This is a genomic window from Methanophagales archaeon, from assembly GCA_021159465.1.
In the GTDB taxonomy this organism is placed as follows: Archaea; Halobacteriota; Syntropharchaeia; order Alkanophagales; family Methanospirareceae; genus G60ANME1.
Window position 1 is genome coordinate 1 of the sequence record JAGGRR010000051.1, and the last position, 17,277, is coordinate 17,277.

Annotated in this window: 22 protein-coding genes, 1 tRNA gene and 1 pseudogene; 15 read left to right on the forward strand and 9 right to left on the reverse strand. The window is 44.5% G+C overall.

All coding sequences use genetic code 11. The features are described 5' to 3' along the window. Window positions 1-240: 240 nt before the first annotated feature. Together argH and J7J01_02745 are read right to left on the reverse strand one after the other, a co-directional pair. Window positions 241-1,713 carry an argininosuccinate lyase gene (gene argH / locus J7J01_02740; GenBank protein ID MCD6209809.1) on the reverse strand — a complete coding sequence of 491 codons (1,473 nt, stop codon included), beginning with the start codon at window positions 1,711-1,713 and terminating at the stop codon, window positions 241-243. Window positions 1,714-1,879: 166 nt separating this feature from the next. Continuing rightward, window positions 1,880-2,740 carry a UbiA family prenyltransferase gene (locus J7J01_02745; GenBank protein MCD6209810.1) on the reverse strand — a complete coding sequence of 287 codons (861 nt, stop codon included), beginning with the start codon at window positions 2,738-2,740 and terminating at the stop codon, window positions 1,880-1,882. Window positions 2,741-2,885: 145 nt separating this feature from the next. Here J7J01_02745 and mutL point away from each other — a divergent pair, with 145 nt between their 5' ends. After that, entirely contained in the window at window positions 2,886-4,637 is a 1,752-nt protein-coding gene (gene mutL / locus J7J01_02750; GenBank protein ID MCD6209811.1) for a DNA mismatch repair endonuclease MutL, read from the forward strand. Between the two features lie 58 nt (window positions 4,638-4,695). Here mutL and cfbA read toward each other — a convergent pair whose 3' ends face one another. Both cfbA and J7J01_02760 read right to left on the reverse strand, forming a co-directional pair. Continuing rightward, entirely contained in the window at window positions 4,696-5,097 is a 402-nt protein-coding gene (gene cfbA, locus J7J01_02755; GenBank protein MCD6209812.1) for a sirohydrochlorin nickelochelatase, read from the reverse strand. Window positions 5,098-5,247: 150 nt separating this feature from the next. Next, window positions 5,248-5,700: a hypothetical protein gene (locus tag J7J01_02760; GenBank protein ID MCD6209813.1), complete on the reverse strand. Its 453-nt coding sequence runs from the start codon at window positions 5,698-5,700 to the stop codon at window positions 5,248-5,250. A gap of 123 nt (window positions 5,701-5,823) precedes the next feature. On the opposite strand from J7J01_02760, the gene J7J01_02765 reads away from it, so the two are divergent. Next, complete coding sequence (locus tag J7J01_02765; GenBank protein MCD6209814.1) at window positions 5,824-6,762, forward strand: flippase-like domain-containing protein; 939 nt, start codon at window positions 5,824-5,826, stop codon at window positions 6,760-6,762. Between the two features lie 19 nt (window positions 6,763-6,781). Here J7J01_02765 and J7J01_02770 read toward each other — a convergent pair whose 3' ends face one another. Continuing rightward, window positions 6,782-7,249 carry a hypothetical protein gene (locus J7J01_02770; GenBank protein MCD6209815.1) on the reverse strand — a complete coding sequence of 156 codons (468 nt, stop codon included), beginning with the start codon at window positions 7,247-7,249 and terminating at the stop codon, window positions 6,782-6,784. Between the two features lie 110 nt (window positions 7,250-7,359). On the opposite strand from J7J01_02770, the gene J7J01_02775 reads away from it, so the two are divergent. Continuing rightward, window positions 7,360-7,581 carry a NifU family protein gene (locus tag J7J01_02775; GenBank protein ID MCD6209816.1) on the forward strand — a complete coding sequence of 74 codons (222 nt, stop codon included), beginning with the start codon at window positions 7,360-7,362 and terminating at the stop codon, window positions 7,579-7,581. An 18-nt stretch (window positions 7,582-7,599) separates the two neighbouring features. Here J7J01_02775 and J7J01_02780 read toward each other — a convergent pair whose 3' ends face one another. Beyond that, a complete protein-coding gene (locus J7J01_02780) occupies window positions 7,600-8,544 on the reverse strand; it encodes a deoxyhypusine synthase (protein ID MCD6209817.1) in 945 nt (314 codons plus the stop codon). Between the two features lie 138 nt (window positions 8,545-8,682). Between J7J01_02780 and J7J01_02785 the strand changes: the two genes are divergently transcribed. Together J7J01_02785 and J7J01_02790 are read left to right on the forward strand one after the other, a co-directional pair. Further along, window positions 8,683-8,756, forward strand: a tRNA-Pro gene (locus J7J01_02785). Window positions 8,757-8,801: 45 nt separating this feature from the next. Then, window positions 8,802-9,869 (forward strand): V-type ATPase subunit, encoded by a 1,068-nt coding sequence (locus J7J01_02790; protein ID MCD6209818.1) that lies wholly within the window; start codon window positions 8,802-8,804, stop codon window positions 9,867-9,869. A gap of 112 nt (window positions 9,870-9,981) precedes the next feature. On the opposite strand, the gene J7J01_02795 is transcribed toward J7J01_02790, so the two are convergent. Beyond that, window positions 9,982-10,560, reverse strand: a complete 579-nt coding sequence (locus J7J01_02795) for a hypothetical protein (protein ID MCD6209819.1) — start codon at window positions 10,558-10,560, stop codon at window positions 9,982-9,984. A gap of 82 nt (window positions 10,561-10,642) precedes the next feature. On the opposite strand from J7J01_02795, the gene J7J01_02800 reads away from it, so the two are divergent. The 10 genes and pseudogenes from J7J01_02800 (at window position 10,643) to J7J01_02845 (ending at window position 14,967) form a co-directional block, all read left to right on the forward strand. Continuing rightward, window positions 10,643-10,912, forward strand: a complete 270-nt coding sequence (locus J7J01_02800; GenBank protein MCD6209820.1) for a hypothetical protein — start codon at window positions 10,643-10,645, stop codon at window positions 10,910-10,912. After that, window positions 10,900-11,223 carry a monovalent cation/H(+) antiporter subunit G gene (locus tag J7J01_02805; GenBank protein ID MCD6209821.1) on the forward strand — a complete coding sequence of 108 codons (324 nt, stop codon included), beginning with the start codon at window positions 10,900-10,902 and terminating at the stop codon, window positions 11,221-11,223. The genes J7J01_02800 and J7J01_02805 overlap by 13 nt, the downstream gene beginning before the upstream one ends. A gap of 9 nt (window positions 11,224-11,232) precedes the next feature. Continuing rightward, on the forward strand, window positions 11,233-11,757 hold the full coding sequence (locus J7J01_02810) for a Na+/H+ antiporter subunit E (protein ID MCD6209822.1): 525 nt from the start codon (window positions 11,233-11,235) through the stop codon (window positions 11,755-11,757). A 6-nt stretch (window positions 11,758-11,763) separates the two neighbouring features. Then, complete coding sequence (locus tag J7J01_02815; protein MCD6209823.1) at window positions 11,764-12,009, forward strand: DUF4040 domain-containing protein; 246 nt, start codon at window positions 11,764-11,766, stop codon at window positions 12,007-12,009. After that, window positions 11,994-12,551, forward strand: a complete 558-nt coding sequence (locus tag J7J01_02820; GenBank protein MCD6209824.1) for a hypothetical protein — start codon at window positions 11,994-11,996, stop codon at window positions 12,549-12,551. The genes J7J01_02815 and J7J01_02820 overlap by 16 nt, the downstream gene beginning before the upstream one ends. Before the next feature lie 3 nt (window positions 12,552-12,554). Then, complete coding sequence (locus tag J7J01_02825) at window positions 12,555-13,079, forward strand: hypothetical protein (protein MCD6209825.1); 525 nt, start codon at window positions 12,555-12,557, stop codon at window positions 13,077-13,079. An 8-nt stretch (window positions 13,080-13,087) separates the two neighbouring features. Beyond that, the gene (locus J7J01_02830) at window positions 13,088-13,519 is read left to right on the forward strand and encodes a cation:proton antiporter subunit C (protein ID MCD6209826.1); all 432 of its coding nucleotides are present in this window, start codon (window positions 13,088-13,090) and stop codon (window positions 13,517-13,519) included. 120 nt (window positions 13,520-13,639) lie between these two features. Then, window positions 13,640-14,386 carry a right-handed parallel beta-helix repeat-containing protein gene (locus J7J01_02835; protein ID MCD6209827.1) on the forward strand — a complete coding sequence of 249 codons (747 nt, stop codon included), beginning with the start codon at window positions 13,640-13,642 and terminating at the stop codon, window positions 14,384-14,386. After that, a pseudogene (locus J7J01_02840) lies at window positions 14,382-14,714 on the forward strand (hypothetical protein). The gene J7J01_02835 and the pseudogene J7J01_02840 overlap by 5 nt, the downstream one beginning before the upstream one ends. 82 nt (window positions 14,715-14,796) lie before the next feature. Further along, complete coding sequence (locus tag J7J01_02845) at window positions 14,797-14,967, forward strand: hypothetical protein (GenBank protein MCD6209828.1); 171 nt, start codon at window positions 14,797-14,799, stop codon at window positions 14,965-14,967. A gap of 88 nt (window positions 14,968-15,055) precedes the next feature. Here J7J01_02845 and J7J01_02850 read toward each other — a convergent pair whose 3' ends face one another. Both J7J01_02850 and J7J01_02855 read right to left on the reverse strand, forming a co-directional pair. Beyond that, window positions 15,056-16,108, reverse strand: coding sequence for an RNA 3'-terminal phosphate cyclase (locus J7J01_02850; GenBank protein ID MCD6209829.1), 1,053 nt, complete (start codon window positions 16,106-16,108; stop codon window positions 15,056-15,058). A 16-nt stretch (window positions 16,109-16,124) separates the two neighbouring features. Next, window positions 16,125-17,213, reverse strand: coding sequence for a histone deacetylase (locus J7J01_02855; GenBank protein ID MCD6209830.1), 1,089 nt, complete (start codon window positions 17,211-17,213; stop codon window positions 16,125-16,127). Window positions 17,214-17,277: the final 64 nt, after the last annotated feature.

Here is a 17,277-nt window from a genome sequence, read left to right on the forward strand (position 1 = left end):
TGATAACTTAAGATTTATAAAAGGTGAGGTTGAAATTATATCTGCTGGAGGTGAATTTTAACTGATGATGAAACACTACCAAAAAATTCGCTATCAAACTTCAAAGCTTCACCAGCGCTTCATCCACTGATATAACACAACACACTGGTGATATCGAGATCGTTAACTCTTATCGGTACAACTCCAGCATTATAATCCTCTATCATTTCTGTCACCTTTGAATACATTCCCAGAATTAATTCAATTATATAAAGTTTGAATTCTTTTTTCCACTTCCCGCTCCAGTTCCATCAGGCATAGTTTTACACGTTCTTCTTTCGCTTCTCTTAGCTTATCATCTCGGTTCAAGTCTTCTACCCTCGCTCGCAGCATTCTCATGACCTCTTTCCTCGCAGGTCCTCCTGTTACAATACGCCTGTTTATGTTTGAGACTATATCCAGAGCTTCCTTCACGCTGTCAGGCGTCAAACCCAGCTCGCTAACTCGCTTACCTATGATACGAACGCTGAACTCATCAATTCGGATAGGGGCAGCATCTGCGATATTAGTTTCACCATGCTCATGCTCATGCTCCTTCGCCATGCTTGCTACAATCCTATATGCGGTTCTGAATGGTAGACCGGTCTCTCGTACGATTGTATCTGCCAGCTCAGTTGCGGTAGTGAACCCTATCTTTGCCTCGTATGCCATTCGCTCCTTCTTCAATTCCAGCTTCGTTATATAGCCCCTCATCACGGCTACAGAAGCCAGAGAAATCTCGGTTGCTCGCAGTAAATGCGGTGTAACCTCCTGCAAATCCCTATTATATGAATATGGCAGTGCCTTGCAGATAGAAAGAATGCTGAGCAAGCATCCATAGACAGAGCCAGCTCTTGCTCTAACGAGTTCTGCATAATCAGGATTGCGTTTCTGCGGCATTATTGAACTCCCGGTTGCATATTCCTCAGGCAGAATAATGAAATCAAATTCAGAGCTGCCCCATAGTATTATCTCCTCTGCAAGTCTGCTCAAGTTCGTCATCAGATTCGCATAGCATGAAACCGCTTCAATCACAAAGTCCCGTGTTGATACCGCATCCATAGAATTCTCCAGTACGGAATCAAACCCAAGTAGTTCGGCTGTTCTTTCTCTATCAATTGGAAATCCAGTGGCAGCAAATGCGGCAGCACCCAGAGGGCTCACATTTACATGCTCATATGCAGCGATAAGTCGAGCGAAATCGCGTGCGAAAGCATCGGCATGTGCGAGGAAATGATGTGCAAGAGTCGTTGGCTGCGCATGTTGTAGATGCGTATAGCCTGGCATCACGGTCTCAATATTCTCCGCTGCTCTCTCTATTAATGCTCTCCTCAATTCATTCAGTTTTTTCATCAACCGCAATAGTTCCTCGCGGAGTGCTATTCTTATGCACGTTGCAACTTCGTCATTCCTTGAACGAGCTGTATGCATCCTCCCTCCTGTATTATCTCCTATTTCTCTCATTACTATAGATTCTATCGCCGTGTGGACATCCTCATAATCGGGAAGTTCGCGTTCTATAAAGACCTCTGGCTGGAGCTGGATGTTCTGGAGGCATTTGAGTATTGCTGCTGCTTCGTCTACTCTTATTATACCACGTTCCTCCAGCATTACTACATGTGCCTTATCCACAAGCAGATCGGCATGAAATAGCCATCTATCCGCTTCCAGAGAGTGTATGTAGTCCCTATCCATCTTCTCTATATATTCTATATACAATACAATATACAATACGTTATTAAAGAATAAGGCGAAGAATAAAAGAATTGTAATACTTCTAGGAGTCGAGCTTTCATTATATGATAAGAAAAATAAGAATAGCAAGGCATACTTGGTTAATGAACTCCATTAGATTCTCTTTTCACAATATAGCGCCACATATAAATGCAAGCAGTCCAATGGCAATTGCAACCAGTGTCTCCTTCCTCAATTGCTCATAGTTTACGTGCTGCTTCCATAGCTCATTGATTGTATGTGCGAAAATTATATCCGTGCCACTAACCAATATTATAAATATAGGATTGAGGTAGTAAGGAGTGGAAGGCAAGAAGAAAGGTACGACACTCAATCCAACAGCGAGCAAAGATGAGGCAGTTACTACCTTCTTCGCTTCCTCTATACCGTAAACCCGTGCGATGCTCCTCACATCTCGTATCTCATCACCTTCTATATCCGCTATATCCTTCATCACTTCGCGCCCGAGACCTGCGAGTAAAGCGATAAAGGAAAGGATCAGCAATCCTTCTCCGATATCTCCCGCTATCAGACCACCATATATGAACGGTACTGCCATTGTGAATGCAATATACAAATTGCCCACTGCGAATAGTTCCTTTATTTTTATATCATACAGAATGCCCAGTGCTGCAAGTAATAATGCCACGAGGAAGAGGGTCAGTCCCCCATGGAGCATCGTCAGTACCACTGAGGATAGAATACCAAGTGCAGTGGCGATACAGGCGATACCGAAGGCGAGCTCTTTAGTAAGTGCACCTCGCACCAGTGGTCTATCCAGCCTGTGATTTGCAATATCGGTCTCCAAGTCACAATAATCGTTCAATGCGAAAGTACCGGCTTGGATGAAGAAAGCGGTGAAGAAGCCGAGCACTGCGGTTATACCGAAGTTACCTCCACCTACCAGTATCCCTATCAGCACACCAGCACCATACATTAAGCCATGTTCCCCTCTCGTCAACTCCCATATCGCCCTCACCTCTGTCATCTCTTTTCATCACATCCTCATCAGGGGATTGTGCATTCTTCTACTTAATTGCCTCTTCTGTTATTATTCCTCTTAGTCCTATTATAATACTTATAAGTGTGGAGGAGCATAGCGCGTAAAGTGCGGAGTGTGAAGAGAGTTTTTTATGAGGCACATCTTCGTCCTTGAGGAGCATACGATAGGCAAAATCGCCGCTGGTGAGGTCGTTGATAGACCAGCATCGGTGGTCAAAGAGCTGATAGAGAATTCGCTTGATGCTGGCTGCCGGCATGTGATTGTGGAATTGGGTAACAGCGGGCGAGATTACATAAGGGTAACAGATGATGGCTGTGGTATAAGTGGAGAAGATGTGGAAGTGGCATTCCAGAAGCATGCCACGAGCAAAATAAAGAAGATAGAGGATTTACTGACTTTAAAGACACTGGGCTTTCGTGGTGAGGCATTACCGAGCATAGCAGCAGTTTCGAGGATGGCGGTGAGTACGCGTCACGAGGATGAAGATTTTGGCACTTATCTCAGCATTGATGGTGGTAAGATAAAGGAGAGGAGGAGAATAAGCCGCAGTATTGGCACCACAATAGAAGTGAAGAGCCTGTTCTATAACCTGCCTGCAAGGATAGGCATGATAAAATCACGATCCACTGAGCTGAGACACATAATGGATGTATTCATGATTTATGCGCTGATATATCCGGAGATAAAATTCGAGCTATTCCATGACGGTCGTTTGATATTAAGCACCTCTGGCAATGGCAAAATGCTGGATACTATCGTCAAGACTTTCGGACACGCTGTGGCAAAAGAGCTCATCGAGTTGAAAGAATCGAAGTCGAATGCCGAGACCGGGCTCAAGCTTTACGGGTTCATCTCCAAGCCCGCAGTATCTTATAGCACGCGGAGATACATCTTCACATACGTAAATCGTAGATATGTGAAGAACGAGCTGATGTTGAATGCAATTAAAAGGGGCTATAAGACTCTTTTACCCAAAAATATCTATCCTTTCGCAGTACTCTCTCTTCAAATTGAACCTTCGGAGATAAATGTAAATATACACCCGAAGAAACATGAAATCACTTTCTTTCATCCTGAGAACGTCTTTCAGTTCATTGTCAGTTCGATATCCACAACTTTACGCCATGCTGATTTGATTCCTGAGGTGGTTCAGCGAGCTGAGAAGGAGCGAGGTGCGAGTAGAAACGAGCTCTTTGGGCTGCCAGAGGAAAAGGCTGATAAGAAGAGAGAGACGGTAAGTGTTCATGTTCAGACCTCTTTTCAGTCTTCTGTGGTGGAAGCAGAAGCTAATCCGGAGATGAGCAGCCTGGACATCCTGCCTGCACCGCTATATCAGGTACTTGACAGCTACATTATAGCAGAGAGTAAGAGCGGGGATGTGATTATGATAGACCAACATGCTGCTGCGGAACGCATAAACTTCGAGAAATTGATTGCGAGATACGGACGAAGGATAGAGAAGCAAGCGCTGCTCAGACCTTATGTACCTGAATTGAGTCCAAATCAACTTCTATTATTGCGTGAGAGTGAGCAGGTACTGAGAGATATGGGGTTTGATATAGAACCCCTGAGCGATGGCAGCTATATCATAAGGGCAATACCGGTGGTCTTTCATGGCATGGTGCATGAAGATGAGCTTATGGAGATAATACAGCGGTTGATAGGGGACCGTAGCAGAGTTGAGGAACGAATAAAGCTTGTATTTGCTACAGCGGCATGTAAAGCGAGTATAAAAGCAGGTGAAAAGCTCTCCTATGAGTCTATGCGAGCGATAGTGGAGGAGTTAAAGAAAACAAAGATACCCTATACCTGCCCACACGGCAGACCAACCATGATTCGGCTGAGCAGAAAGGATATAGAGAAGAGATTCAAAAGGCGATGATAAGGATAAAGGAAAGAAAAGAGCCTGAAACTGGAAACCTTATTTTATTATTTTCTATTTATCGCGCTGCTGCCGCCTCCTTTACCCGGTCCACCAGTATATCCACTATCCGCTCATCTACACCTATCGGCTTGCCGTAAATGAGTTTCACATCCTTCCCTATCTCCGCCCATTCGCCTGCGAACGTATCCTTCAATTTCTCTGGTATATCCTCTTTTGTATGCGCCCCATCTGCCAGGAAGACGGGCAATGCTATTATATTCTTTATACCACTTCGCGCAAGCTCCCGCAATGTCTCCTCTATACTCGGTGTATTTATCTGCATAAACGCGGTCCTCACAACTTTGAATATCCCCCGCATCTCCAGTCGCCTCCGCAGCTCCTCCATCACCTCTTTGCCGTACGGCAATCTGCTACCATGACCTATCAAAACAACCGCTGTATCCTCTTCTTCTGCCACTTCTTATTTCACCCCATACGATATAATTAAACTTACTGTGCTTAGCATGGATTGATGAGCCGATTTAAATAATTTGCGATTTTTTTGCATTGATGCCATAGCATAAAAAGGAAAAAGAGAAAAAAATGTTATCTTTTCTCTATAATATATTCAGAAATACAGGATTTTATCAGCACTCAGTGCTCCTTCTACCGCATCCGGGATTTTCACGGGCATTATGAAATCTTCGATGTTTGTCGTGTCTTCTACTGATGTAGCGAAGCCACCAGCTACGTGGAATGTTGCGCACGACCCAATTTTCACGCCAAGAGAGTCACTTACAAATCGCGCCATTTGTTCCAGGTTGTCCGGCAGGTCTTCGGGGTTTAAACCTTCGAACTGTCCCGCAATGAGTTTCTTCACGTCTTCCGAGAACGTTAATTTTGCCAGATTACCCTTCTTCGCCATCTCCGTGCCCTGCGGTCCATAGAATATCATCACGTCCGGGATATTATGAATCTTCTTTGCTGCAAATGCAATGGCATAGCTTGCATACTGATTATATGGCTTGTCCATGCCCGAATTCACTATCACTAAGAGCTTCTCTATCTTCTTTATTTCCATCTTTCACCCCCTATATCTTCCCAAGAACTCTAACTATAAATAACTTTTGTTCTTAATTTCATACCGAAGACAGTCATCATATTATCAGTGTACTGTAGAGATGTACTGTAGAGATGAGTAGAGATGAATAAGAAAACGTTTATCCAGGTGTTTATAGGAGCAGGGATACTGGCACTGTTGTTTTATGAAGTGGATATTCACACGGTTTTGGAGGCGATAAAGGGTCTGAACCTCTTTTTATTCGGTTTCGCAGCCCTCTCCTATCTATGCTATAACCTCCTCATGAGCTATCGGCTGTTCTATCTGCTGGGGAAGATCGGCACCCATGTCAGCTTCTATCATTCGCTATTCGCGCATCTTGCAGGTATGATTGCATCTGATGTCACACCAGGACGAGCAGGGTTCTTCCTCGTACCCTATTTCCTGAAGAATCGCGCAAATTGCAGTATATCAGAGGGTATGGCGGCTATACTCGCACCTCAAGGTATAGAGTTCATTCTGAAGGTACTTGGTGGCTTCTCAGGATTACTATTCTTCATAGCAGTGATATCCATTGATATAAGCAGGAATGTGTTGGTGGCACTGTGCGTGGGTGGCATCATCTTCCTCGGCGCTGGTACTGCCATGCTATGGGTATTGTGGAGTGGGGAATCGCGTTCATACAGGGTATTGAGACGAATCCCGTACATAAAGAGATACGAGGAAGAGTACACGAAGTTAAAGGAGAAGAGTCTTTCACTGCGCGGGAGTCTCTATGTTATCCTCCTAATATATCTCATCTGCTGGATTCTGCTTGCCCTGCAATGGCAGCTAATCGGCTTAGCTCTTGGTATAACCAAACTGAACTTACTGGCATACCTGCTGCTTCATCCACTTATCACCATTCTCAGGTTTGTTCCCGTAACCGTCTCTGGTCTGGGACTGATGGAAGGTGCAACAGCAGTAATGTTCTTTCTGCTTGGTGTACCTCATGGTATCTCCATCGGGTTCACCTTCTCTCTACTCGTTAGATTGAATATGATCATGGTTGATAGCATAGGTCTACGTGGAGTATTCTCGTGATATCGTAATATAATCACAATCAATGTTCATTCTCATTCTTATTCTTCTCTAATTCCGCGAGCCGAGCATCAAATTCTGCTATCTTTTCCATCACTGAGATTCTCTCCTCGAGTGAGTCCAATCTTGAATCTAAGGACTGGAATCTAAAATCCACAGCCTCAAACTTGGTTATTAGCTCATTCCTTACACCAGCTATTCGAGCATCTATGGTATCGAACTTAGATAGAGTCTCATTTCTAAGACTCGTTATCACATTTCCCAACCCGGTGAGCTCATTCCTCAAACTCTCAAATTCCCGCTTTGTATCTTTGCCAAGACTCTCGATATCGCTCTTCGCCTCCCTACCGAGGCTTTCTATCTTATCACCCACCACTTCTGTACCTGCCTTCTGCTCAAACTCGCTCTCAAGTGCTTTTATGCTGTTATCAATCTCGTTAAGCTTCGGTAGTAGTATCTCTTCCACCCACTCCGGTATTTTCTTCGACATGAAAATATCAATCTCCGCTATCACTATAAAATTTTCGTTCTTTTCTTTCTTTATACACTTTTGATTTATATATGACAATCGTTATGTCATCTCCAGAGGTGAAAGAAATAATGGAGAGGGAGATAAAAGCGGTAATGGATAAGGAAGTGAGACCGCTTTTGGCACTTGAAGGTGGTGATATAGAGCTGGTGAGTGTAGAGGATGGGGTGGTGAAGGTGAGGTTCAGGGGAGCATGTGCAGGCTGTTTGATGAGTCAAATCACTCTGACGGGGTTTATTGAAGGTGTATTGAAGAAGAAGGTACCGGGTATAAAGGAGGTTACCCTGGTATAAAGTATAAAAGGAAAGGCATTATTTTGTGATTCGTGCCTGTACGGCAGCGAAGATCACCGGCAAAGCGATGGTAACATCGCAATAGAGCGTAACTGCTTTTGCATTTGTACCAATTTTTCCCCATGACTTCGCCTCTTCCAATGTTGCACCGCTCAAGCTGCCATTCTCTGGCGTATCCGTGGTGATCTGGATAGCGAAATCGAATCCTTCGCGTCCATCTTCTCGTGGTGGCGCTACCAGGGCAGTTTGCAGAAGGAAATTCTTTGGCACGCCTCCTCCCAGTATAATCGCGCCTGTATGCTCCGCATCGCAGAAGATATCTATCAGTTCTTTCATGTCATCAAATGCATCAACGTGGAATGCTGACTTCATCTGTTTATATATCCACGTATGGAGTCCAATCATAGAATCTGCAATTGCAGGACAGAATACAGGAACATTAGCATCTACTGCACTCTTCAATATAGAATTCGGGTCTGAAAGATTCGATCCTATAACCTCTATCACTTCCCTTATACTATAGCTCTTATCAGGGTTCATACTATCAAAAGCAGCTCTTATGAAATCTTCTAACCGTGCAAATGCATCGTCGTGCACCACAACATCATATATCCTCGACATGGATTGCTTCCGCAGCTCAGGATCATCCATCTTTGATTCTATGATTTTATAATGGTGCGTACCAAGTGCTTCGATGATGTCATGTACCAGGTTCGCACCCGTTGTTATGATCACATCCACGTATCTTGCCCTGACCATCTGTGCCATTACATCCCGCATGCCTGCAGGTACCAGAGCACCAGCAATGCCGATGAACTTTGTTGTATCCTCCCTTAACATCGCCTCATAAATATCCACCGCCTTTGCTAACCTGCCAGCGCCGAAGGCACAGCCCCGCATGCCGTTCACAAGTTCATCCACTGTCATACCTCTCCAAGTCTTTACTCCTTTAATCTCCTCCATTGCTCGAATTTCACTTCACCTATCATCATTTATTTTAATAGATAGAAAAAAATCTTTCTTTCAAAAAGAAAGCTTTACCAAGGAAATATTATGAAATATTATAATACTTCATGTACTATAATAAGCGTAATAGCAATTGGGGCTGTAAGGTAGCCAGGTTATCCTCCCAGCTCGGGGAGCTGGTAACCGGAGTTCAAATCTCCGCAGCCCCATCCCATTAACCCTAACCCATTAGTTTTTAAGGTGAAAGAAGAGAAATGAATGTGGCGAGATATGCGTATGTATATGCCCGAATAAGAGCACGACTGAGCGATCTGCTGGATAATAAGGATATAAAGGCGCTTGTAGATGCTCGTAAGGAAGATTTCATGGCTATTCTGATGGATAGTCCATATAGAGCAAGCATAACAAAGAAAAATCTGACAGAGGTAGATGCGCACGTGATAGAGAAGGCACTGAAGCAGGAACTGATATATCAGTACTTGATGGTGATAAGATCAACGGATGCAGCAGTGAAGGATTTCATGATCGAGTTTTTCAGGCGTTTTGAAGTGATGAACGTGAAGGCGATTATACGGGCAAAGGCAGCGGGTGTGAATGTGAGCACCGGTACCAGCGAATCCGTTTTATTATTCCCGGTTGAGCCATTCTTTAGAGATTATAGAGGTATATTGGTCGAAGTTGGGTCGCTGGAAGATGCAATAAAGCGTTTTGAAGAGCCCTACCGTGGAATATTGGCAGATTCGATTCAGGACTATAAAAATAAAATGAGCAACAGGCACAGGCTATTGGACCTCGAGAATGCACTTGATAGAGATTTATTTGGCGCTATATGGGACAAGAAGGAGCATTTGCGAAGAGCGGACCGGGAGATAGTGGAGAAGGTCATAGGCACGGAGTTAGATATAGCAAATCTGATGACCATGCTACGGTGTAAGGAGGAGGGGATAGCAGAAGCCGATATGGAGCGATATTTCATGCCTTATTCTTATGCTTGGGATATTGATGCAGTGAGGAATGCCATGTCAGCAGATAATATCAGCTCTGCCATACAGTTGCTGCCTGATTCCCCTTATAAAGTGGTTTTAAGTGCCGCTATACCCTATTATGAGGAGCAGAAATCGCTTGTACCCTTCGAACTCGCTCTGCAACGATATTTCCTCAGGTGGATAAGGAAGGTGCTGTCCGGTTATCCAATTGATATAGGCACGGTATTAAGCTATCTCTATCTAAAGGAAGCAGAGATAAGGAATCTCTGCACTATCGCGGTATGTAAGGAGAACGAACTACCAGCCGAAGAGACGCTGAAACTTGTGATGATGTAATAATGGCTTTCATGGTCATTCTTCCACTCTATATCTTGTCTTTAAAATATTAAAGAATGGAACACAGGTTTCAAGGTTCTTTTGATAAACCATTTCTTCCCGAGAAAGGGTTTTATTTGAGCCCCTCCAACCCATAATAAAACCTCCTCAACTTCTCTTTACCCCTTTCAAGCATGAAGTTCGCCTTCGATATGATAAAATCCAGGTATGGTTCGCTGCAAAATATCACCCCATCTCTGCCCACCGGGACATCCATCCTCTCTGTACTCATTATCTCCACCATCACCCGCTTCATGGTGATGGCCTTTATTCCACTATACTTGAAGCCCGACTCGATTGCAAGGTTCAGTAGTTGCTTAGCTTTCTCCATGCTCACGCACGAGACATGTAGTATCGGCGATTGGGACATCAGCCATAACTCCCCATCAGGGGCTTTCCACATACCCATTGCTTTTAATACCTCATTCTTACTCACTTCACGATGCCATTTCGCAATGAACTCAGCTTCTTCCTTTGCCCCTATCTCTGGTATGCATATCAGAATGACCCTGCCAGAGCAGCTACTCGTTGTGAAGTAATCATCAAAACCATTTAATAGCTCTATCAGCTCCGCTATGTCATCATCTGCACCCTCATTGTGTAATCGTTCAAGCGCCCTCCTCTTCTCCGCTTCAAATATCCCGGTCCCCATGCATACATCCTGATCGGAAGAAAAAATCCGAAAGTTATTTATAATACCTCTCCACATTCACATATAAAATAAAATGGTCGAGATGGCGGATGTATTCCTCGTAGTGGGAATCTCTATCGGATTTACCATACTGCTGTGCCTGTATAGAGCGGTGCGTGGGCCGGGGGTATTTAATCAGGTAGCAGCGGTGAATGTGATAGGAACGAAGGTGATTGTGCTTCTTGTTGCTATTGGGTATATCTTCGAAAGACCGATGTTCGTGGATATCGCACTTCTATATGCGGGCTTGAACTTCGTTGGTACACTGGTTATGGCTAAGTATCTTGAAAGGGGGGAGATATGTTCGGCATAGGTGTAACAGATATAATATCCATAATCTTCATGGCAGGGGGGGTATTTTTTATGGCTGCAGGAGCAGTAGGGTTATTACGATTACCGGATTTTTATACCCGGCTGCATGCAACCGGGAAATGCGATACGCTTGGTGAAGTCCTTATGATCACTGGCTGCATGATATTCCAGGGCTGGTCGTTCGTTAGCGTAAAGCTCTTCTTCCTCATATTCTTTATATTCATGGCTAATCCCGTGGGTACACATGCGATAATGAAAGCGGCGTATTATACAGGTCTGAAGCCCTGGAAGAAGGGTGAGGGGAGGAGGTGATGTGATGATATGATAAAGCGGAGTACGGTTGCTGTGTTCATCGTCATGTTCGCCTTCTGGGTGCTTTTATCTGCCTGTATCAAGCCACTTCAGGGCTATTATGACCCTATTCACATCGTTGTGGGTATGATATGTGCAGCAATAGCAACTTCAGTCTCTCGTGACCTCCTGATAACGGGCAAGGAGAACATGACGCTGCGTAAGACCTTCCGGCTACTGCTGTACATACCATGGGAGCTGTGGCAGATAGTTCTGGCGAACTTCGATGTTGCTTATCGCGTACTACATCCAAAGATGCCGATAGACCCGTGCATAATAGAATTTGATACTACTTTGAGGAGTGATTTCGCACTCACCACATTAGCAAATTCCATCACCCTCACACCAGGTACGATAACGATAGACGTGGAGCCAGAGCGAGGTAGGTTCCTGGTGCATGCAATTGCGTCGAAAGCCGCAGATGCTCTACTTGTTGACCAAACGATGCAGAATAAAATTGCACATGTGTATATGGAGGAAGGAGAAGGGGAGTGAAGAGAGATGATAATCCCGCTTGATCTCATTGCATTGTTCTTCCTTGTGGTAATCGCACTTGCAGCGATAACAGTGAGAGACCTGTTAGCTGCAATCGTGCTATTAAGTGCTTATAGCTATATTATCGCCACAGTGTGGGTGGAGATGCACGCGGTGGATGTTGGATTTACCGAAGCCGCAGTAGGCGCGGGTGCGACTACAGCCTTCCTGATTGCGGCACTGGCGAGAACAAGGAGGTGGGAGAAGAGATGAAGGCTATCACAGCTTCTGCGTTATTATTTGTGATACTTCTGGGTGCTCTATTTATCTATGTTGCGGAGGATATACCAGCATTTGGAGACCCGTATTCACCTGCTAATCGGTGGGTCAACCTCTCTATCGGTATAGATGCCCGGAACCATGTGCTGGAAAGTTTGAACGAGGGGGTAGTGCCTGATGCATTGGTGAGTGAGATAAAGAATCGTGGATTACCGCTACCTGAGGGTTATAAGGTAGAGCGAGGAGAAGAAGAAGGCTGGAAAGGCTGGGATATACTGATTCCAAAAGGAGAGATGTTCTATCCGAACCTGGAGAAGTATTATTTCATCATGAACAAGGGTAATAGATTGTGGGTTTATCGCTATTCTGTCCCGGTGCGGTGGGAAGAGAGATGTGAGGAGGAGATAGGCGTACCGAATATGGTGACTGCGGGTCTCGCAGATTATAGGGGTTACGATACACTCGGTGAGACCACAGTCATATTCACCGCTGGCGTTTCTGTTATATTGTTGCTAAGGAGGCGAGGCAAGTTATAAGTTATGAGAGTAAGAGGTAAGAGTAAAGAGCACGGACAAGAGCACGAGTACAAGCACAAGCGTGATGTTATTGTAACCACTATCGCACGGTTGATGATTCCGTTTATACAGATGTACGCGTTGTATGTGATGGTGGGTACAGAAGGAGCAGGAGGGGGATTTCAGGGCGGTGTGGTATTCGCCGCTTCTTTCGTGCTCTTCGTCACGGCGTTCGGGATCACGAAAGGACGTGGAAGGTTCCCTGAATCGTGGAATGCTGCTCTTAGCAGTCTGGGGTTATATTTTTATGCAGGCATTGGGTTGCTATGCATAATTCTCTCACTTTTCGGTGCTCAATATCTAAATTATGGTGCACTTCCGCTATGGAAGATAATAGGTCGTCCGGAGACGCGGGGGTTGATGGTAACATACGTTGTGGAGGTAGGGATAGCGATAACAGTTATGGCGGTTTTTACATCTATATTCTTTGATCTCGCATGGAAGGGAGAAGAGGATAAAGAAGATAATAAAGAAGAAGGGGGTGAATAAAGGCAAAGATGATGGAATGGCTAATTGCGGAGGTATTTGCGAAGTATAATTACTGGGTCTCCATCGTGCTGATGCTCATCGGGTTCTATGCAATGATAGCAAAGGACAATTTAATGAAGAAGATCATTGGCTTGAATATATTCCAGACAGCAATTATTCTCTTCTTTATATCGCTTGGTGATGTCTCAATAGGGGGCTGGGGCGGAGGAGTGACCGAGCCGATAGTGAAAGGAGCACTTCCATGGGAAACAGGGGGTATAGTGGAGCATGGGGTTGTGTATGCGAATCCACTGCCACATGTACTCATGCTTACAGCGATTGTGGTGGGAGCGGCGACAACTGCTGTTGCACTCGCACTTGTGATAAGGATACATGAGGCGTACGGGACAATAGAGGAGAGTGAGATAATAGAGAAGGAGCAAGAGAGGGAGCTCCCATAACCAATCCTATACCATACTATCACCATCCCATATCCTAATACCTAATTTTTGCATGACGGAAGGAACAAAAGCAGTGGCTGGTATGAATGAATGTAAAAATATCTTGCGTCTGGAATATGCGTGGCATTTGTGCTACTTGGTGTTTTCGCGGGTGTAAGTTTGAGTGTGGCGTTGGCGTCAGCAAGGACGATTTACGTGCCCGACAGCTATACTAAAATTCAATTGGCTATAGATAATGCGAAGGCTGGAGATATAATTGTTGTGAGAGATGGGTGGTATTTTGAGAATATAAATGTGAACAAGAGCTTGACAATAAAATCCGAAAACGGTTCCGCAAATTGCAGGGTTCGAGCTGATAATCCAAATGACCATGCAATCGAGGTCAAATCTGATCATGTGAATATAAGTGGCTTCAGTGTGAGAGGTACAACAGGATGGAAGTCTTGTGGGATATATCTTATTAATGTGAATTACTGTGGCATATCTAATAACGATTGCTCGCACACATGGTCCGGGCACGGTATCTTCCTCAATACGTCATTCAACAATACTATAACAAATAACGATTGTAATAATTGCGATTGGGACGGAATCAGTATTCAAGATTCAAACAACAATAATGTATCAGGCAATGAATGTATTAATAACAATAATGGTATAACCCTTAAGAATTCGAACAATAATATTATATCACGCAACAACTGCAAGAATAATAACTTGTTTAATGGCATGTATATCAAAAATTCGAGTGATAATACCATTTACCTGAATAATCTAATAGATAATACAAACAATGTCTATCCCCCTGCATCAACAAACATCTGGAACTCCACCGAGAAAATAACCTACACATACAAAGAAAGGTAAAACTTACACAAACTGCTTAGGTAACTACTGGAGCGATTACAAAGAAAAATATCCGGATGCTGAAGAGATAGCTGGAACTGGGATCGGAGACACGCCTTATAGCATAAATTCCGATAATGACAATTATCCGCTGATTATGCCTTTTGAAAATTACTTTTTGACAACTGAAAACATATTTGACACCGGCGCGCCTTCAAATCCATACCCCTCAATAGCAGGCACGCATACTGGAACAATCATACCAAATCGAACGATCACCATGAACAAACTTTACACTTATTCATGCGAAGGCACAGGCGGGCATACCGAATACGCAAGGATTATATAACGATTCATGGAGTATCGAGACTTTACCATGGGAAGGCTATGGTGGAGATTGGCGTAATCTTTCTTTCGCTGAACCTTTCAAGTTGTGTGCAGAAGAGGAGTATAAATTCACATTAATAACAGGCTCCTATCCACAAATCATACACAAACAAAATCATACAACCCTGGATGGAAGCTTAATCACATGCACGAAATTTACAGATGCGAATGGGAGGGTTTATTATGACTGGATACCGGTAATTCGGCTGGAGTAAGGAGTAAAGTTCTTTGATAAAGAATCTGCATCGCTATACAGTACAGAAGATTGTCGAACGGTAGTTAGTGGAAGGGGCTGTAATATGTTTATTCTCTCCTGATCTCCACCACATCACTGCCCTTTATAACTTTAAACTCGATATCAGCCAGGAATCTCTTCGTCACGTAAATATTCGTCCTGAGATGTTCCGTCATCTCCCGGACCTTCAGCTCTGAACCAGTATCCGCAAGAGCAATATAGGGTATAAGCTGGTCAGCGAGGTGTATATCAACGGTGGAAGAGGAATTCAGTTCTTTTATTATCTCATGAGCTGCTTCTTTGCCCACGAGTTCCGCTCTCTTTCCTGGCTTACCAAGTGCACTGCCGCTCTTATAGCCCAGCCATAGGGTAATGCCACTGCCAGTTGATGCTGCTCCTGATGGTGTTTTATCACCTACATCACGCTCTAACTCTATTGCAGCGCTGTAGCCGTAATCATGCAATACCTGCTCCGCTGCTCTCGCCTGCCGCTCTGTTACATGTGCGGGCAGACCGCGGGAATGCGAGATGCCACTTACTACCATTCTGCTCTCTGGTTCTGGCCCCTGCTGCTCTGGTTCAGGTTTAAACCCTCTTAGCGTACCATCCAGAGGTGATATCCGCACTTCTACTAACCCTCCACCTCTTGGATAATAACCCCGCTGCTTCACATCAAGCTGGATATCACAGCCCATAACATTCAGAGCTTTCAGGAATACACCTGTGTAGAAATCAATCGGTGGAGCCCATCTCACATCGGTTCCACCTTTTACCCTCACCACACTCTCACAATCCGCGAACAATGCAACCGGGATAAGACATTGCAATAACAATGTTATGCTACCCGCGGTACCTATGTCCAGCTCAGTATTGATGCACTTCAAAACGCCGGGTGAGAACTTCAGCTTCTGGGAATGCAATTGCAACCCCTCAGTCTTACCGCCTGACAATCTCTCTACTGCTTTAACGGCATGCAGATGTTGAGCTGCAAGACCAGGGTTAGGTCTATTAGCTCTTATGTTCCTTATCTCCACTTCCTGACCGGTTATAGCAGCAAGAGCTATTGCGGTTCTTACTATCTGCCCACCCCCCTCTCCTACTGAACCATCTATCTCTATCATATCTATCACATATCTTTCATGGGCGCATACTCATACTCCAGTATCTACTCAATACATCCCTCACCTCTTCTACTCTATTCTTCACTACTTCTCCTGGTGTCATTGCTTCCCGATGCTTATCCTTATCCTTATCCTTATCGTCAGTTCCGGCGAGCAGGGAATTGAAGACAGCAGAAACTGATTCTGCAATTGCTGACAGATTATATCCACCTTCCAGAGTTATCACGAGCTTGCCATTGCTGTTCTCTGCTGCTATCTCTTTTATTACATCCGTGAACAATCCAAAGCCATGAGAGGTTACCTTCATAGAAGCCAGTGGATCATCAACATGGGGGTCGAAACCAGCAGACACGAGTACAAAATCGGGTTTGAACTCCCGCGCTACTGGCATCAGCAGATTATTCAATGCATAAAGGTATCCGCCATCATCGGTACCGGAAGGAAGCGGGACGTTTATTGTGTAGCCTTCTCCTGCTCCTTTACCCACTTCAGTCAGCCAGCCAGTGCCGGGATAATAGGGATACTGATGCAGAGAGAAGTACAGGACAGAAGGGTCATTTAAGAACGCCTCCTGCGTGCCGTTACCATGATGTACATCCCAATCAGCGATTAAAATGCGCTTAATTCCATATTCACGCTTCAAATGCTCAGCAGCAATCGCAATGTTGTTGAATATGCAGAACCCCATACCCCTGCTCGAGGTAGCATGATGCCCGGGTGGTCTTACCAGTGCAAATATATGCTTCATTGTGGGTTCTTCCATTATTGTATCTACCGCTTTGAGCACACCTCCTGCCGCGAGTAGGGCTATCTCAAAGCTATCAGGGCAGATTGGCGTATCCGGGTCGAGCATACCCCCACCACGAGCACTCATCACTTCTACTTTTGATATATATGCGCCCTGGTGGACGTATCCTATCTGCTCCCTGGATGCTTTTATCGGCGATAGCAGTTCCACTCTCTCAGTTATACCCTCTGCATCCAGTTTTTTCATTATAGATAGCAGTCGTTCGGCTCTCTCAGGGTGACTACGTCCAGTATAATGTCTCAAATAAGAGGCATGATAGACGAGACCAGTACTAGTACTTTTACTTTTACTTTTCATCTCTACTCCTACTCCTTATTATGTTATGCTCTCATTTTTAAACCTTTTATAGTAGTAAAGGGAG

What these genes read in the sequence shown, in the direction of transcription:
- argH (MCD6209809.1), bottom strand. Translation starts at nt 1,713, where the DNA reads ATGGATAGGGACTACATACACTCTCTGGAAGCGGATAGATGGCTATTT.
- J7J01_02745 (MCD6209810.1), bottom strand. Translation starts at nt 2,740, where the DNA reads ATGACAGAGGTGAGGGCGATATGGGAGTTGACGAGAGGGGAACATGGC.
- mutL (MCD6209811.1), top strand. Translation starts at nt 2,886, where the DNA reads ATGAGGCACATCTTCGTCCTTGAGGAGCATACGATAGGCAAAATCGCC.
- J7J01_02760 (MCD6209813.1), bottom strand. Translation starts at nt 5,700, where the DNA reads ATGGAAATAAAGAAGATAGAGAAGCTCTTAGTGATAGTGAATTCGGGC.
- J7J01_02765 (MCD6209814.1), top strand. Translation starts at nt 5,824, where the DNA reads ATGAATAAGAAAACGTTTATCCAGGTGTTTATAGGAGCAGGGATACTG.
- J7J01_02770 (MCD6209815.1), bottom strand. Translation starts at nt 7,249, where the DNA reads ATGTCGAAGAAAATACCGGAGTGGGTGGAAGAGATACTACTACCGAAG.
- J7J01_02775 (MCD6209816.1), top strand. Translation starts at nt 7,360, where the DNA reads ATGGAGAGGGAGATAAAAGCGGTAATGGATAAGGAAGTGAGACCGCTT.
- J7J01_02780 (MCD6209817.1), bottom strand. Translation starts at nt 8,544, where the DNA reads ATGGAGGAGATTAAAGGAGTAAAGACTTGGAGAGGTATGACAGTGGAT.
- J7J01_02790 (MCD6209818.1), top strand. Translation starts at nt 8,802, where the DNA reads ATGAATGTGGCGAGATATGCGTATGTATATGCCCGAATAAGAGCACGA.
- J7J01_02795 (MCD6209819.1), bottom strand. Translation starts at nt 10,560, where the DNA reads ATGGGGACCGGGATATTTGAAGCGGAGAAGAGGAGGGCGCTTGAACGA.
- J7J01_02800 (MCD6209820.1), top strand. Translation starts at nt 10,643, where the DNA reads ATGGCGGATGTATTCCTCGTAGTGGGAATCTCTATCGGATTTACCATA.
- J7J01_02805 (MCD6209821.1), top strand. Translation starts at nt 10,900, where the DNA reads ATGTTCGGCATAGGTGTAACAGATATAATATCCATAATCTTCATGGCA.
- J7J01_02810 (MCD6209822.1), top strand. Translation starts at nt 11,233, where the DNA reads ATGATAAAGCGGAGTACGGTTGCTGTGTTCATCGTCATGTTCGCCTTC.
- J7J01_02815 (MCD6209823.1), top strand. Translation starts at nt 11,764, where the DNA reads ATGATAATCCCGCTTGATCTCATTGCATTGTTCTTCCTTGTGGTAATC.
- J7J01_02825 (MCD6209825.1), top strand. Translation starts at nt 12,555, where the DNA reads ATGAGAGTAAGAGGTAAGAGTAAAGAGCACGGACAAGAGCACGAGTAC.
- J7J01_02830 (MCD6209826.1), top strand. Translation starts at nt 13,088, where the DNA reads ATGATGGAATGGCTAATTGCGGAGGTATTTGCGAAGTATAATTACTGG.
- J7J01_02850 (MCD6209829.1), bottom strand. Translation starts at nt 16,108, where the DNA reads ATGATAGAGATAGATGGTTCAGTAGGAGAGGGGGGTGGGCAGATAGTA.
- J7J01_02855 (MCD6209830.1), bottom strand. Translation starts at nt 17,213, where the DNA reads ATGAAAAGTAAAAGTAAAAGTACTAGTACTGGTCTCGTCTATCATGCC.